9 protein-coding genes are annotated in these 15,994 nt (G+C 47.7%); 1 reads left to right on the top strand and 8 read right to left on the bottom strand.

Annotated elements, in window-relative coordinates; translation table 11 throughout:
- Positions 1-103 precede the first annotated feature (103 nt).
- The 4 genes from G367_RS0114750 to glmU form a co-directional block, all read right to left on the bottom strand.
- Positions 104-1,339: a dihydrolipoamide acetyltransferase family protein gene (locus G367_RS0114750; protein ID WP_020413915.1), complete on the bottom strand. Its 1,236-nt coding sequence runs from the start codon at positions 1,337-1,339 to the stop codon at positions 104-106.
- The gene (locus tag G367_RS0114745) at positions 1,336-2,331 is read right to left on the bottom strand and encodes an alpha-ketoacid dehydrogenase subunit beta (protein WP_020413914.1); all 996 of its coding nucleotides are present in this window, start codon (positions 2,329-2,331) and stop codon (positions 1,336-1,338) included. Before G367_RS0114745 ends, G367_RS0114750 begins: the two co-directional genes overlap by 4 nt.
- Complete coding sequence (gene pdhA, locus G367_RS0114740; RefSeq protein WP_020413913.1) at positions 2,331-3,422, bottom strand: pyruvate dehydrogenase (acetyl-transferring) E1 component subunit alpha; 1,092 nt, start codon at positions 3,420-3,422, stop codon at positions 2,331-2,333. Before pdhA ends, G367_RS0114745 begins: the two co-directional genes overlap by 1 nt.
- A 125-nt stretch (positions 3,423-3,547) precedes the next feature.
- Positions 3,548-4,909: a bifunctional UDP-N-acetylglucosamine diphosphorylase/glucosamine-1-phosphate N-acetyltransferase GlmU gene (glmU, locus tag G367_RS0114735; RefSeq protein WP_026305146.1), complete on the bottom strand. Its 1,362-nt coding sequence runs from the start codon at positions 4,907-4,909 to the stop codon at positions 3,548-3,550.
- 215 nt (positions 4,910-5,124) lie between these two features.
- Between glmU and G367_RS0114730 the strand changes: the two genes are divergently transcribed.
- Positions 5,125-8,439 carry an amidohydrolase family protein gene (locus G367_RS0114730; RefSeq protein ID WP_020413911.1) on the top strand — a complete coding sequence of 1,105 codons (3,315 nt, stop codon included), beginning with the start codon at positions 5,125-5,127 and terminating at the stop codon, positions 8,437-8,439.
- 74 nt (positions 8,440-8,513) lie between these two features.
- Here the strand turns inward: G367_RS0114730 and G367_RS0114725 are convergent, their stop codons facing one another.
- The 4 genes from G367_RS0114725 to G367_RS0114710 are packed head-to-tail and all read right to left on the bottom strand — an operon-like array spanning position 8,514 to position 15,986.
- Positions 8,514-9,752 carry a glycosyltransferase family 2 protein gene (locus G367_RS0114725; protein ID WP_211214935.1) on the bottom strand — a complete coding sequence of 413 codons (1,239 nt, stop codon included), beginning with the start codon at positions 9,750-9,752 and terminating at the stop codon, positions 8,514-8,516.
- The gene (locus G367_RS0114720) at positions 9,749-11,857 is read right to left on the bottom strand and encodes a glycosyltransferase (RefSeq protein ID WP_020413909.1); all 2,109 of its coding nucleotides are present in this window, start codon (positions 11,855-11,857) and stop codon (positions 9,749-9,751) included. Before G367_RS0114720 ends, G367_RS0114725 begins: the two co-directional genes overlap by 4 nt.
- Positions 11,858-11,869: 12 nt before the next feature.
- Complete coding sequence (locus tag G367_RS0114715) at positions 11,870-15,019, bottom strand: glycosyltransferase family 4 protein (RefSeq protein ID WP_020413908.1); 3,150 nt, start codon at positions 15,017-15,019, stop codon at positions 11,870-11,872.
- Positions 15,009-15,986, bottom strand: coding sequence for an SDR family NAD(P)-dependent oxidoreductase (locus G367_RS0114710; RefSeq protein ID WP_020413907.1), 978 nt, complete (start codon positions 15,984-15,986; stop codon positions 15,009-15,011). The genes G367_RS0114715 and G367_RS0114710 overlap by 11 nt, the downstream gene beginning before the upstream one ends.
- Positions 15,987-15,994 lie beyond the last annotated feature (8 nt).

The following is a 15,994-nucleotide window of genomic DNA, read 5'->3' as shown; positions in this document are numbered from 1 at the left end:
TCGAAACTTAAAGATAGCAAAACGAAAGATAAGTTCCCACATTATTTTCCTCTCTGGCGATATTTACCGGAGAGTTATTGGGGGATGATTGCGTGATCAATATTTAGCAGGAAAGAGCCTGTAACATAGCCTGAAGAAAACGCGCTAATTCTCCACCTGTTACAGCTCTGTGATCAGCGCTGATTGAGAGAGGCAGCAGAGGGCGCATAGCTGGCCAGCGATCAATAATGACGACTCCCTGGCAAACCCGCCCAGCACCGACAATCGCTACCGTTGGGGGCAATACAACCGGAGTGGCGTAGCGGCCAGCAATAGTGCCGAAATTGGATAAAAGTATCGTCGCTCCCTGTAGATCGCTTTGTGCAATACCGGTTTCCCTGGCTTGGTGCTTAAAATCTGCAACCTGCTGCAATAGCTCTTCATCCGAGCGCCCCCCCACATCCCTAAGTACTGGAACAAATAGGCCCCTCGGGGAATCCACTGCCAATCCGATATTCACACCCTTCTGGAGAGCCAGCTGACCTTCCTGGTAGAGAGCATTGAGGGTCGGTTCAACTGTACAAGCAGCTTGCACAGCACGTACCAATCGCAACAGGGCCGGCGCGCTGCCCCACCAGCTGGAGATATCTGCATCATCACACAGGGTAATTTGCATTACCTGGTCTCGCGCCCGGCTCATGGAAAGCCCCATAGCCCGCCGTGCCGGCGACATAATCGTCTCGGGCTGGCTCCCGGTTGCAGTACTTTTGCTGGGAGAGGAAGGCGGCGAGGATGGGCTAACTTTTCTGGCAATCTTCTCCCTGGAGCCTACCGATGCAAGCACCTGGGATTCAGTCACCAGGGCACCGTTTTCTGAGAGTCGCTGCAAGTCCACCCCCAAACGCCGAGCCAAGGCACGCACTGAGGGTGTAGCCAGCCGCCTGGGGCCCTCTGAAAACCACTGTTCCGCGCTCAGGACATCTCGCCCCTGCTCCAACTTGCCGACAACTGTGCCGCCATCAAGGTGGGAGCTAGGTTCTTCTGCAGCTTGAGCAGGCTCTTTAATCACACCAGGGGCTTCTTCGGAGCTCCCGGGCGATATCTCCTCACCCCCGATATCCTCACCAGCGGTGACAAACCCAACCAGGGGTTCGCCTACATTGACGGTTTCATCCTCAGCTGCAAACAGCTTCTCAATTTTGCCGCCCCAGGGAGCTGGCACCTCCACGAGTGCCTTGGCAGTCTCAACCGTCACCAGGCTTTCATGGGCGGCAATCGTATCTCCTTCACTAACATGCCACTCTCGCACAACCGCATCGGGCAACCCTTCACCAAGATCCGGCAGGGTGAAAACTTTCATACTGCACCTCCATTGGCATAATCGAGTGCTTTGCGCACCGCAGCCAAAATTCTCGGGGCTCCCGGCAGATATTCATCCTCCAGTTGGAAGTACGGCATTACGGTATCGTAACCAGTGACACGCTGAACTGGAGCATGTAGCAGGTCGAAGGCATATTCGTTAATCTGCGCCACCACTTCAGCCCCCAGGCCACAAAATCTTGCAGCTTCATGTATAACCACACATCGGTGTGTTTTCTCCAGGGAGTCAATTACGGTGTGGATATCCAGTGGCTTTAAGGTGGCGGGATCAATCACCTCAGCTTCAATACCTTCTTCAGCGAGTTGCTCAGCAGCCTGTAAAGTTTCCTTGAGGGAGGCCCCCCATGAGATCAGAGTGACATCAGTACCCTCCCGTAAAACAAATGCTCGATCCAGTGGCAGAGCATCACCGCTATCCGGTACTTCCTGGCGTGCCGCACGGTAAATGCGCTTCGGTTCAAGGAATACAACCGGGTCTGGATTGCGAATGGCCGCCAGTAACAACCCATAAGCCCGCGCCGGAGAGGAGGGCACGACTAAGCGCAATCCGGGAATATGGGCAAAAAGGGCCTCGGTGCTTTCCGAGTGATGTTCTGGAGCATGGATACCGCCACCGTAAGGCGCCCTATATACAATGGGGCAAGACAAGCGTCCGCGAGTGCGGTTTCGGTAGCGGCCAGCGTGGCTGAGGATATGGTCCAGTGCGGGATAGATAAATCCCATGAATTGGAACTCCGCCACGGGGCGCAATCCTTGGGCAGCCATACCAATGGCAATCCCTGCAATCATGGTTTCAGCCAAAGGCGTATCCAAAACCCTGGCACTTCCAAACCTATCCTGCAGCCCTTCAGTAGCTCGAAACACGCCTCCGTTTACCCCCACATCCTCGCCGAACACCACCACCCTCTGATCCGCCTGCAATTCAAAGGCCAGAGCCTGTGTGATGGCTTCTACAAGCGTGATCTCGCCCATCAGTTTTCTCCCCGCAGTTGTTGATACTGCTCCAGAAAGGCCTCGGGCAGAGTTTCATAGAGGTGATCAAAGATCGCGGTAGCTGCATCCCTGGGAGTGTCCCGGTATTCCTGCACCGCCTTTTCCAACGCCTGGTTCAGCTCCCTTTGCATTTCTTCTTCCTGGGAATCCCCCCAGAACCCATGAGCCTGCATATAGCTGCGTAAACGACGCAATGGCTCCCGCGACCAGGCTTCCTTCAGAGCCTGTTCTGGCTGGTAACGACTGGCATCATCAGCGGTGGTGTGATCGCATAAACGATAGCTGACCGCCTCAACCATAGACGGACCCGCCCCCCTGCGTGCTCGTTCCACGGCATCCCCGACAGCCTCTCGCACCGCAATCACATCATTTCCATCGACCTGTAAACTGGGTATGCCTGCAGCGATCGCTTTTTGCGCAAGGGTTTTACAAGCAGTCTGCTCGGAGCGGGGTAGGGAGATAGCCCACTGGTTATTATTGATCACCACCACCAGAGGCAGCTGCCAGTCTCCCGCAAGATTGATAGCCTCGTAGAAATCCCCACGCGATGTTGATCCGTCCCCACCAGTAGTAACAGCAACCCGCATAGGCTCACCAAGCTGTTCATGTTTGTATTTGAGGGCGAAAGCGACCCCAGCCCCATGCAGCATTTGTGTGGCGATGGGAACGCTTAGAGGCAGATCCTCGCGGGCGTGGCGGAAGTTTTGACCGCGCTCATCCCCACCCCAAATAGCGTAGATTTCCTGAATAGTGACACCCCGCTCCAGCAGGGCGCCGGTTTCGCGGTAATTTGGGCAGTAGACATCCTCTTTTGCCATGGCTGCACCGACACCTACGCCAATAGCTTCCTGCCCAAGACTGGACGGGTAGGTACCGAGCTGGCCTGTGCGCTGCATTTTTACCGCGCGATCGTCCACTAATCGGGCAAGGGCCATCTGGCGATAAAAAGCTACCAGGGTATCGGGGGTAGCAAAATCTGGTAGCGCCTGGGTCGTATGTCCACGTTCATCCAAATACTCTAACGAGGCAATATCAAAGCTGGCGAGCAGTTGCATTCTTGGCTTGTGCATCGGGCCATTCCTTGTGTTCCCGATGCGCAAGTTTAATGGATGGGTATCAGCACAGAGTGCGCGAGAAGGGATCCTCCGCCGGAATTCAATATCCCACCGGAGAATTCCTGAAAGATGGGGGTTGGCTAGCTCTTTTTGGTCGGACGCTGCCAACCATTGATATTACGCTGCTTGCCCCGAGCCACCGCCAGTTCTTCGCTGCCCACCTCACGGGTAATCGTTGAACCGGCACCCACAGTTGCGCCGCTGCCTACTTTTACTGGGGCTACCAGTGCAGTATTGGAGCCAATAAATGCCCCATCACCAATTTCTGTCAGCGATTTGTTCACACCATCGTAATTACATGTGATGGTGCCAGCACCGATATTCACAGCCTCACCTATAACTGCATCCCCGACATAGGAAAGGTGATTTATCTTACTGCCAACACCAACTTTCGCCTTTTTGGTTTCAACAAAGTTGCCCACTTTGACACCGGCTGCCAGTTCTGTGCCTGGACGCAAACGAGCAAAGGGGCCTACGGTACAGGCTTCCCCCACTTCGGCATCCTCAATAATGGAGTTGGCCTCTACCCGGGTACCATCTGCGAGATGACAATTCTTCAGCAAGCAGTTGGGACCAATTTGTACGCCTTTCCCCAGAGTGACTCGCCCCTCAAAGATACAGTTAATATCGATAGAAACATCGGTATCGCACTCGAGACTACCGCGGATATCAATACGCGCTGGATCGAGCAGGGTAGTGCCAGCATTCATGAGGGCCAAAGCTCGACTGTGCTGTAAAGCCCGCTCCATTTGTGCCTGTTGCGAGCGACTGTTCACTCCGGAAACTTCCAGGACATCGCTGGCGCGCACGCCGGTTACTGCCATCTCCTCACTTACTGAACGAGCAATCACATCAGTCAGGTAATACTCTCCCTGCGCATTGTCACAGGAAAGCTCCGGAAGCCAACGGGATAACAACTCTGCCGGTGCAGCAAGAATACCGGTATTTACCTCGCGGATAGCGAGTGTATCCGCATCGGCATCCTTCTCCTCCACGATGGCGAGTACCCTGCCAGCCTCATCACGCACAATACGCCCATAACCGGCGGGATTGGCCATCTCCACAGAAAGTAATGCCGGGCCCTTGTCCGCCGCCGATAACAGCGACTGCAGAGTCCCTGATTTTACCAGCGGTACATCGCCGTATAGCACTAACACTGTGGCGCCCTCACGAAAATTTGGGATTGCCTGGGCAACGGCGTGGCCAGTACCCAATTGCTCTGCCTGCTCCACGAAATGAACGCCACTATCGGCGAAATGCTCCCGCACCATCTCAGCACCATGTCCGATCACCACTGTGATTTCCACTTCTCCCAACTGCCTGGCAGCCTCGATCACACGTCCCAACATGGGGATTCCGCCAATCGGATGTAGCACTTTGGGCAAATCTGAATGCATACGGGAGCCTTTACCCGCAGCCAAAATCACAACGTCGATAGTCATTTTGATTTGAAATCTCACTAATTTCGCTAAATTAAGGCTATTGTCTCCAGTCCTCCAGGCTAACTCAACCCAACCCGGCAGCCTGGCGCTCGGCGCATTGCGTTTGCCGCCGGGCAGTGATCCCGGTAATTTACCAACCGCAAAATCAATAACTTGCCCACTACAACAGAACAGTTAAAGCCATCGCCTTGCAAAGCGGTGGGGGGAAATTGTCCATGAATACAATCAAGCAGATAAAACCGAAGCGCCATCTATTGGCACTGACGGCCTTGGCACTGGCTTTGCCACTAGCGGCGACAGCAGAAAGCCCAAAGGAAGAACAATCCTGGGATATCAACAAGCCGGCTTATGAATTTAAGCCAATCCAGCTGGATACCCGCGAGACTACCTGGAGCAACCTGGATATCAGCCCGGATGGCAAAACCATCCTCTTCGATATGCTCGGCGATATCTACACTGTGCCCGTCGCCGGTGGTGAAGCTGTAGCCTTGACCAATGAAATCGCCTGGAATATGCAGCCTCGCTTCAGCCCAGATGGCAAGACTATTGTGTTTATCAGCGACCGAGACGGCGCCGACAATATCTGGCTCATGGATCGCAATGGAGAAAACCTACGTCAGCTCACAACTGAAAAGGAAAACCTGCTGCACTCGCCGAATTGGAGTCCAGATGGCCAGTACCTGGTGGCACGCAAAGGATTTATGTCCGGGCGCAGTATCCCCGCCGGTGAGATCTGGATGTACCACTATGGTGGAGGTGAAGGCCGCCAACTGAAAGAGCGCATTGGTGGCGATATCGCCCAGAAAAACATTGCCGACCCGGCTTTCTCCCCAGACGGACGCTACGTCTATTATTCCATCGACACCACACCGGGTACCGTATGGGAATACAATAAGAACTCCACCAAGGAAATTTTTGCGATCAAGCGCTACGACCTGCAGGACGGTGAAGAGGAAACCTTTATCTCCGGCCCCGGCGGTGCAGTAGCTCCTGTACCCTCTCCAGACGGCAGCAAGCTGGCCTTTATCCGACGCCAGGACAACCAGACTTCCCTATTTCTGAAAGACCTTAACACCGGCCTCGAAACCCCGGTTTATTCCGGTCTTGAGCGCGACCTGCAGGAAATCTTCGGCCCGCACGGCAACTATGTGCAGTACGATTGGATGCCCGATGGCGAATCGCTGATCGTATGGACCGGCGGTAAATTCCTGCGCATTTCAATAAACGGTGACAGCGTCGCGCCAATTGAAGCCCATGTGAAGGTAGAGAAGCAGGTCGCCGACGCGGTACGCTTCCCTGTCGAAGTGGCCCCTGAAACCTTCGATGTGAAGATGATTCGCTGGGCGCAAAAGTCTCCCAACGGCAAGCAGGTCGCTTTCCAGGCCTTGGGCAAGATTTATATCCAGGATATCGACAGCGGTGAGCACCGCCGCCTGACTCGCCAAAATGACCACTTTGAGTTCTACCCCAGCTGGTCCCGCGACGGCCGCGAGATTACCTATGTCACCTGGGATGACCAAAAACTTGGCCATGTACGCGTGGTTTCCGCTCGTAACGGTCGCGGCAAAAACATCACCGAACAACGCGGTCTATACGTAGAGCCAACTTTCTCCCCCAGCGGTGATGCGGTGGCTTACCGTCGCTTTACCGGCGGCTACCTGCTGAGCCCCGAATACTCATTAGAGCCGGGTATCTATCTTGCAGACGCCGATGGTGACTGGCAGCGACGAGTCGTGAAGTCTGGCTATGAGCCGCATTTCGGCGCCACCGATGACCGTATTTACTTCTCTGAATACGTTGGCGCCAACGGTGGTAAGCGTGTGTTGAAGAGCACCAACTTGGAAGGCAAAGATGAGCGCGAGCACCTCCACGGGGCGGAGATCACCTCCTTCCGACTGTCCCCGGACGGCAAGTGGGTCGCCTTCACCCAGGACTTCAGAGCCTTCGTTGCTCCCTTTATGCACACCGGCAAATCCGAGGTGATCGGCCCCGACAGCAAAGCGGTTAAAGTCACCCAGGTATCCAAGCGCGCCGGTGAAAACCTGCACTGGTCCGCCGATAGCGAAACCTTGGGCTGGGCTCACGGACCTAAGTTGTTCGAACGCGAACTTAAGGATGCCTTCGAGTTTGTCGCCGGTGCCCCTGAGGCGCTGCCAGAACCGGTCTCCGAAGGTATTGACCTGAGCTTTGAGCAACCCTTCGACAATCGCGCAGGTCTCGTTGCCCTGACCGGCGGCAAAGTCGTCACTATGCGCGATGCGGAGAACACCCGTGAAATTATCGAGGATGGCGTGGTTCTGTTCCGGGGCAACCGCATTGTCGCGGTGGGTCCGGCAGCAGAAGTGGAAATCCCCGCTGAAGCGAAGCGCATTGATATTACCGGCAAAACCGTATTGCCTGGACTGATTGACGCCCATGCCCACGGTGCCCAAGGGCGCGAAGAAATTATCCCGCAGCAGAACTGGAATCTGTTCTCCAGCCTGGCATTTGGCGTGACCACCATTCACGACCCCTCCAATGACAGCAGCGAGATCTTCTCCGCCGCAGAAATGCAAAAGGCCGGCCTGATTACCGGGCCGCGTATTTTCTCTACCGGCACCATCCTCTACGGCGCCAAAGGCCCGGGCTACAAAGCCAAAATCAACTCTCTGGAAGATGCCCAGTTCCATGTGAACCGCCTAAAAGAAATGGGCGCCATCTCGGTGAAGAGCTACAATCAGCCCCGCCGCGACCAGCGCCAGCAGGTGCTGCAGGCAGCTCGCGAAGCCGGCATTATGGTGGTGCCCGAGGGCGGCGGTAAGTACCAACACAATATGAATATGATTGTGGATGGGCATACCGGTATCGAGCACTCACTGCCAATCGCCAATGTTTACGGCGATGTGGAACAACTGTGGAGCCAAACCCAGGTGGGTTATACGCCGACTTTCGTCGTGGCCTACGGCGGTCTCTGGGGTGAGGAGTATTGGTATGACCGTACCGAAGTATGGAAAAACGAGCGCCTGACCCGCTTTACCCCCGACTTTATCGTTAACCCTCGTTCTATCCGTCGCCCCACTGCGCCAGATGCCCACTACAACCACTTTAATGTGGCCCGCCAGGCCAAGCAGCTGCGCGATGAAGGTGTCACCGTACATATCGGCGCCCACGGCCAGCGCGAAGGACTGGGGGCGCACTGGGAGATGTGGATGATGGAGCAGGGCGGTTTTACCCCCTGGGAAGCCTTCCGCGCCGGTACCATCGACGGCGCTCGCTACCTGGGTATGGATAGCGATATCGGTAGTATCGAAGCAGGAAAGCTAGCTGACCTGATCGTGATTGATGGCAATCCATTGGACAATCTACGCCTGTCCGAAAACATTACCTATACGGTAATTAATGGCCGTGTGTTCGAAGCGGAAACCATGAACGAAGTCGGTGCTGGCGAACGCTTGGCATTCTTCCACGAACGCCTGCCTATCAGTGCGATGCCTGCTCCTACTGCGAAAGCGGTAGAAGAAAAAATGGAGCGCCACCACTGGGTGCACTGATCTCAACCATATACTGAGGTGTTAACAAAAGGCCGGGAAACATCCCCGGCCTTTTTATTTGGCTTGAAATTATATTATTTAGATCGCCTGCGCCCTCCCAACTTGTGCCAGAGAATGGCACGGTACATTGCTACAGGAAGCCGAAAGATTCCCGTGACTAACCACCAGAATGACTCGTAGATGGCAATGGTCTGATCTGCCAAAGGGTGATCCCGCTCAAGCCGTTCGGGATAGTGGTCATGTCGTAACACCCCACGATTAAACAAAAACCCTCTTACAGGTTTACTAATTCGCCAACTAAATGATTTTGTCAAGCGGGTCAGGTTATCAGCGAGATAGCTTTCAGATGGAATCTTTTGGTTTGTCATTAATTCGAAGTAATGAGCTTTGGACTGATTCTCAATCTGCCAATCATTATTAAAATCCGGCGGTGACAGCCAGTCACTTCCCTGGAACCCGTTCATCGTACGTAAATCCAATGTGTACTTAGGAATAGATTCCTGATTTTTTATTATAGATTTTGAAATATAATACACATCTGCATTCATCCGATCCGGATTTTTCAACTCTCTTTCCAGCCTTTTCTTGAAGCCAGCTCGAAACTTAAAATGGAAAAGATATGCACAGTTATCACTTAAGGGTATCGGAGTACACGCATGTGTTGAACGTATATATTGAAAATCTGGTCGCCAATACACAAGGGGTATTTTATAGGATTTTACAAAATAGTTGGAAATGCCTGATATCTGTGCTCTGGCTCTAGAGCGAATCTCAAAGAAAGGGAAAGCCTGTATACGCTTCTTTATATAACTTTTATATGGAACACAATTAGGAGCTATAGCCATCAACTCAGCAAGAGTTTCTGCATTAGTAGGATCTCCCTGTAAATTATCACTAAAAAAATCGATCAGTGGTGTATATAGGGCAAAAGCCAACTCCTTTTGCATACAGCGGGTGGTCTGATCCAATGAAACTTGATTGCTTTTTGCAGGTAACTGAAGAAACTCATCGGCATCAACTACAAGGGTCCACTTTCCCAAACAATATTCCTTGGCGATTTTATTAACCCAATCAACCCCTGCATTAGCCTGAGGGTAACCTCCATCAACCGTATAAAGTTGAACATCTTTCTGTTTCAATAAATAATCAATGGAATTATCAGTGCTACCAGTATCTACCAAGTGAAAACATGTAACGCCTAAAGAACGATAATGATGAAGAAATACAGGTAAGATATCTAGCTCGTCTCGGAAAACACAAATGAGTGGGAAAGTAGTGTCTTTTGCTGCTTCGATAAGCTTAATGGACTTCAAACTTTCACCCTGACGAATTTACGCAATCTTCGCATCGTTTTCTGTATAATACCCGGCTTATACTTCGCAGCTTTAGCTTTATTGTTTTCTTTCTGCTGTTTTCTAAACAATAGAAGGCTTTTGTCCTCAGAATCCAATCCTTTTAAATAAGGGCTAATTTGACGGAATTCCCCCTCCTCTTGGAAATGGTTCCTCTCTTTCATAGAATTTTTACTGGTTCGATAGTAATATAATGGGTCTGGGTAGTAAGATATCTTTACTTTTTCAAAAATTAGCTTGCTATAAAACTCAATATCATCTTTCCCGGTTCTATATCTCTCTGTATAACCTCCATATTTTTTGAAAAGGGAAGTTTTTATTAAGCAAGTTGCATCCCCAACAATATTCACCTTAGTCGCCCAAGCTTTAGCTGGCCCCATAAAACGAATCTGGGTTCCGAGTTTACTCTCAGCTGTATTTGGCTCTCCTGCACCACTAAATCTAATAGAACTACAAGTTAAGCAATCAATACCTGAAAAGATTGCCGCACGGACTAACTTGTCTACCATATCTTGCATCATGACATTATCATCATCAAAAAACAGAAGATAGTCACCATTGGCATTCCTTGCTGCAGTATTCCGCGCAGCACCTACATATCTGTTTTCCTGATAAATAAATTGCCAACCCCTATCTTTATAGCGGTCTTCAAAAATCTTGAGAGCTTTCAATGTATTATCAGAAACACTACCGTCATCGACAATAATTACTTCAACATTTTTATAACTTTGTCTATCTATACTATTTAAGGCCTGATCAAGAAGATCTGGTCTCTCGTAGTGAGTTACGCATATTGAAATAAGAGGTAAAACAGCGGTAGATTTAGTCTTTTTAATTGAAACTAGGTGCTCTTGGCCATGCCACTGTTCCCAGACTTTAATAGATTTACTCAACCGTTCATGCTTTATACCTGGACAAGGAAGCTCCTTTATATGAACTGCCAGTTTATTTGCAAGGGAAATATGGTTAGGTTTAAAAAGTATTTTTTCAACACTCTTTTTATCTAGTAACTCGGATGTGCCACCGGTGTCCGCCGCAATAAATGGTATACGAGCAGCAAGACATTCGTATACTGCAATGGGCGAGTTCTCCAACAAAGCAGGGATAATAGCTAGGCGTCCATCTCCACTCAGGTATTCTACAGCTTCCAGCGAGTTAAAATTACTTTTATATTCAATTTTAGTTTTCCAGTTACCTTGATTTTCCTCAATAAATTTACGAGCATCAAAACGATGAGAAAGTCCACCTAAAAAAGTTATTTTTGGCAGCTTTATTCCCTTTACAGAAAGAGTATTAAGGGCATTTACAAATAATATAATTCCCTTCCGAGGCTCTAAACGCCCAAAGAACACCCACTCTCGAGTAACCGATATAATTTTACTGTTATTTTTTTTTCTATCTGGCATCAGGTCATCGATAAAGACATTCGGCCAATAAAAGCTCCGCTCAGGAAGATTATATTTATTTCTTACCATCCATTGAAAAAGGTGGTTGCTGCCACAAATAAGCGTATCCGCCATTTCAGCACTTTTACGCTCCATAAAAACCCAACCGAGCTGCCGTTCCTCCTTAAGGAACTGTTGATTTCCCTCAGCAGACCATAGCGTGGGAGAGGATCCCTTTACAGCAAAATGCATATTCTGAAATGCAATACCAAGTTTCTTAGCCAGTAGAGCAATATATGCCATGCCTCGCCACTCTGAAACATGGACAACATCAAAACAATTTTCGTGTTGCTTAAGCCATTCATAAGCTGCATATGGCATTGCCATAGTTCGAGCCATTGCAGTTTTTGCAAGAATTTGCGGGGCGATACTAAAAAAATCAATATTATATTTTTCAAAAAAACTCTTGGTTCTTTGCATCTTTATAGGGTTTTTTGCTAAGCCATTTACAAAGCAGATAGTAACTTTATGCCCAGAACGCTGTAAAAAAACGGCCAGATGATAATAAGCGGTTCCTATGCCTCCATTTTTTATTGGGCCAAAAATATCTTCTGTTATTATGCAGATACGCCTTAACCTCAGGGTATCTTCAAATTTGATATCCTGATGAAGTTCTTTCATTATATGGCGGCCTTACATCGCTACTAACATTTGCTTGAGGTAACGTAGACGCCCATTTCTTAAAATTAACCCATTTTCCTTTACACGTATCGTAATTTCAGAGTTTTCTTGCTTAATATCAGGGGTTAATGCAAACCTAAAACCATACCAAGCCAGCTTTGGATTCCTCGTACCAAATCGCTCAATATAACGGTTAGCAGTAGCCTCTGCGATCACAGTTCCATTAAGTTCCAAAACAACAACTAGATTACGTGTTATGTTGCTTCTGTCCCAAGCCCAACCCTCTATAGAACGAGGATCAATTGCAAAAAGTTCACGGGGTGGGATTGATCCCTTGATTGGAGAGCCTGTATACCCCTTCATTAAACGTTGTAGAGTTGTACCAGACTTTTGCATTAACATCTGGAAGCTGAACCTTGATTTAACCCCATGCTCTTCCGCTTTATTTTGATCATAAATAATTTTGGCAAAATCATGTTCAGAATCAGATACTTCTATAGAGTGCTTATCACTATTCACTTCACTGACTTCAGTTCCTTCCAAGTGATTAAATTCACCATTTTCTGAACTATATTGGTGCATTTCACCAGAATTTAACTCATCAAAATTAGATTGTTCATTTTTAGAGAAAAGGCTCCAGCTTAACTTTTGATTAAATAGTTCTTCAACGGCCAGTTCATTTAAAATAGGGCTCCCAGAAATTGCTGCAAAAACATTTTTTGATAACTTAATAACCCGAATAAATCGGGTATAACTCATTTCATTTTCTTCTAAAATGAATTTAATATTAAAACGTTCCCCTTCCTCCCAGCTATCAGGTATAGGAAATCTATGTAAAGTCAGATCATCTTCTTTTTTTTCAAAAGAAATCGACTGGCTCTCTCCATTTACTATAAGCTGTCTTTTTCCTATACCATTTGCAACACAAAGCAGATGAGAATTTCTTTCATCTAAGCCAACGACAACTCTTGGATTCCGATTTTTCATCTTTCTAGGTCTATCGGCGTGCACAAGCCATACAGCTTCTTCCTCATGTCGTTGTTTATCTCGATAAAGTGCTGGTTTCAGTCTCGATCCAACTACTTGTGATCCAGGAAGAAGAGCAAGCTTCCGGTAAGCTATGTTTTCGTTTTCTATCAAAGGCATTGAGCGAAGATATATTGAATTGGCATTATGCTGAGAATCTTCAAGCTCCTCTAAGTAACATTCACTCTCTAAATAGCATTCAGGAATTACCATTAACTCCAGTCCGTAATCCTTACTTGCCCTTAAAATATACTCTTGCAACAAACCATAACGAATATCATATGGTAGTAAATCTCCGACCTTGACAGATACAGCTTTAGGAATGCAGACAACATTCGTTCCGATAGAGTTTCCAAATGATATTTCTGAAACAATATCACTTCCAATTGGCATTACAATTTTGTTGTCAGGGAGAGAAAGGAAACTTGTAATAAGATAATTCTGTCCTAGCAAGAGAGTCTTGCGTAATGCTGTACAAAATCCTAAAACAAATCTTGACGCTGTACCATCACATAATATACAAGCATCGGAGTTGCTCTCCTTTAAGCTGCAATCAAACGCAATGCCCGCAGGAAAGCCGATAAAATCAATAACTTTTGAGTCTATGCCCGATTCTTGGAGTAAATCACAGGCCTGTATTGCAATTTCCTCCAAGGCCGGGTCAATTATTATAAATTTGACAGAGTCAGGTTTATCACTTATCAAGGATTCCGCAAATTCTATCGTATTACTCGCTTCACGCAACAAGACCAATACTTCTAAACGTGGTGTTACGGCCTCATTAATGATCTCTGGTTCCTCGGCTTTAATATTTATAGCTTTGTAAATGGCATCACTACCTTGATACTCAGCAAACAAATCAGCAAGATAAGCATGAAATCCATACCACACATCTAGATTTTTTTTATTGTCAAAGCTGCTATGAGCCACTCTATGTCCATTTTCAAGAACTTTACTTAATCTCTCAGCGAGCTCATGGGCGTATGGAGCGATAAGACAAGTATCATGGTCTTCTACATTTATAAGTTCAGGTGTGCCACCAACACGAGTGGCTATAAAGGGAATATTATTTTCTAAAGCCTCATATACAGCCATGGTGGAATTTTCAATTAGCGAAGGCATAATAGCTATCATATCTCTAGAACATAAAAAAGACAGAGCCTCCGGTTGATTACAATCCGTTATGCAATTAACTTCAAAGCTCCATGACAAAGCTTTTCGTTCGATATAATCTGAAACCTTCTCATTTTTCTGATTGGGGAGTGCCTCACCATACTTACCAAGAAAATTCACCTTGGCTGGTGGATTCCCAGCACGTTCCAGAAGGTCAAGTGCATTGCAGAAAAGTTCAATACCTTTTCGCATCTCTAGCCGACCAAAGAAAGTTAGTTCCTGGGTTTTAACAAGGTCACCAGGCTTTCTATCAGGGCGTAGATCATCTACATGTACTTCGGAAAAATCTAAGATATTTGGTTGTACATAGGAAGCATATGGAAGTTTATAACCAACATAACGCATAAAACAAAGTAAGTGAGCACTACCGCCAATGACCATATCAGCGAACTCAACACATTTCTGTTCGGCAAAACTTGCCGGTAGAAGCTCCCTCTTTGAGATAGGCTGCATCTGATAGTGGCGATTCCAAAGATGCGGGGAAGAGGTTTTAACAATAAATAAAGTTTCCTGAAACGCCAGCCCCAATTTCTTCGCCATAAGTGCATAGATCAATCCTCCACGCCACTCTGAGGTATGAACAACATGAAACCGATCTTGTTCTGCCAACCACCGGTAAGCCGCACTATATCGTCTCTGCCAATTTTGTGAGGGACCTATGATCGTCTCTTCTGCGTGAGCCAAGTAGTGAAGGGATACCCCAAAGCTGGAAAAATGCTCTATCCAATGTTCAGGCGTTTCGTTTTCAACTTTTTCCCCTTTTAAATAGAGCACATGTACTTCATGGCCATGAGCGGCCAAGCCCTTTGCTAAATGGTAATAAGTTGAAGCGATACCCCCATTCCTTACTGGCCCTAAAATTTCTTCTGTTGCAATACAGACACGAAGTTTATTATCCGATTCAATGCCGGCATAGGCGTTGAGATCAGGAAATTCTTCGACTGCAAATTTATCAATCTGCATTCTCTAGAACCCTCTGATTAAGTCTACCTACTACCGTATTTTCATTATCGATAAAATAGTTCCAGGTTTCTTTGATACCACTTACAAGTTCTGTGCCTGGTAAAAATCCTAGATGCTGCTTTGCTTTGGAAATATCAGTAAAATTGTGACGAACTTCTCCAACTCTGAATCCATGGTAAACTAATTTTAAATTATCATTTTCACCAGTAATCTGTTTTAGCAAAGAGATAATTTCGTTCACAGAAGTTGGCCTTCCACTACCGAGCTGAAAAACTCCACTTTGCCTTGCTTCTAATGCCTTTATAATGCCCTGACATAAATCACCGACAAAGATAAAATCTCGTGTTTGACTACCATCACCATAAATTTCGCAAGGCTCTCTTTTTAAAATTCTTTTCATAAAAGCCGCTATAACGCTACCTTTATGTAAAGAAAGTGGGCCATAGACATTCGAAAATCTTAGAGACGTAATAGTAAGCCCATAACTTTGAGTATATGCGGAGCAGTAGGCCTCCGCCGCGGCCTTAGATGCACCATATGCTGACGACGGGTTTATGGGCATTAACTCATGTACTGGTGGTACAACGTCTCCGATAATAGCACCGCCGGTTGAGGCATTAACAAGACACTTAACACCCTTTCTGCGCATAGCTTCCAGAATATTTACGGTTCCTTGAACATTTACCTCAAAATTATGGGCAGGATTTTTTATTGAATCGATAACTCCCGTGTCAGCTGCTAAATGGACGATGGCATCAACACCTGCTACTGCTTCGTCTACGGTTTTTTGGTCTCTTATATCTCCCCTAATAAAATGATGGGGATACCGGGATAATGAAGTAATACTCCCGGTAGCCTCATTATCCAAGACCAGAATTTCATCATATAAACCCATCTCACTCAGGATTTTGATCAAATTCGAGCCAATGAAACCGCAACCACCAGTAATAAGGATGCGCTTAGGCATAACTTTAG

This window comes from Microbulbifer variabilis ATCC 700307 (assembly GCF_000380565.1).
Classification (GTDB): Bacteria; Pseudomonadota; Gammaproteobacteria; order Pseudomonadales; family Cellvibrionaceae; genus Microbulbifer; species Microbulbifer variabilis.
Note: the sequence above shows the minus strand (reverse complement) of the source record. Positions and strands in the feature narration are given on the sequence as shown.

Excerpts from the sequence above, each read along its gene's own strand:
- glmU (WP_026305146.1), bottom strand. The coding sequence starts at position 4,909 with ATGACTATCGACGTTGTGATTTTGGCTGCGGGTAAAGGCTCCCGTATG.
- G367_RS0114720 (WP_020413909.1), bottom strand. The coding sequence starts at position 11,857 with ATGAAAGAACTTCATCAGGATATCAAATTTGAAGATACCCTGAGGTTA.
- G367_RS0114710 (WP_020413907.1), bottom strand. The coding sequence starts at position 15,986 with ATGCCTAAGCGCATCCTTATTACTGGTGGTTGCGGTTTCATTGGCTCG.
- G367_RS0114730 (WP_020413911.1), top strand. The coding sequence starts at position 5,125 with ATGAATACAATCAAGCAGATAAAACCGAAGCGCCATCTATTGGCACTG.
- pdhA (WP_020413913.1), bottom strand. The coding sequence starts at position 3,422 with ATGCACAAGCCAAGAATGCAACTGCTCGCCAGCTTTGATATTGCCTCG.
- G367_RS0114715 (WP_020413908.1), bottom strand. The coding sequence starts at position 15,019 with ATGCAGATTGATAAATTTGCAGTCGAAGAATTTCCTGATCTCAACGCC.
- G367_RS0114745 (WP_020413914.1), bottom strand. The coding sequence starts at position 2,331 with ATGGGCGAGATCACGCTTGTAGAAGCCATCACACAGGCTCTGGCCTTT.
- G367_RS0114750 (WP_020413915.1), bottom strand. The coding sequence starts at position 1,339 with ATGAAAGTTTTCACCCTGCCGGATCTTGGTGAAGGGTTGCCCGATGCG.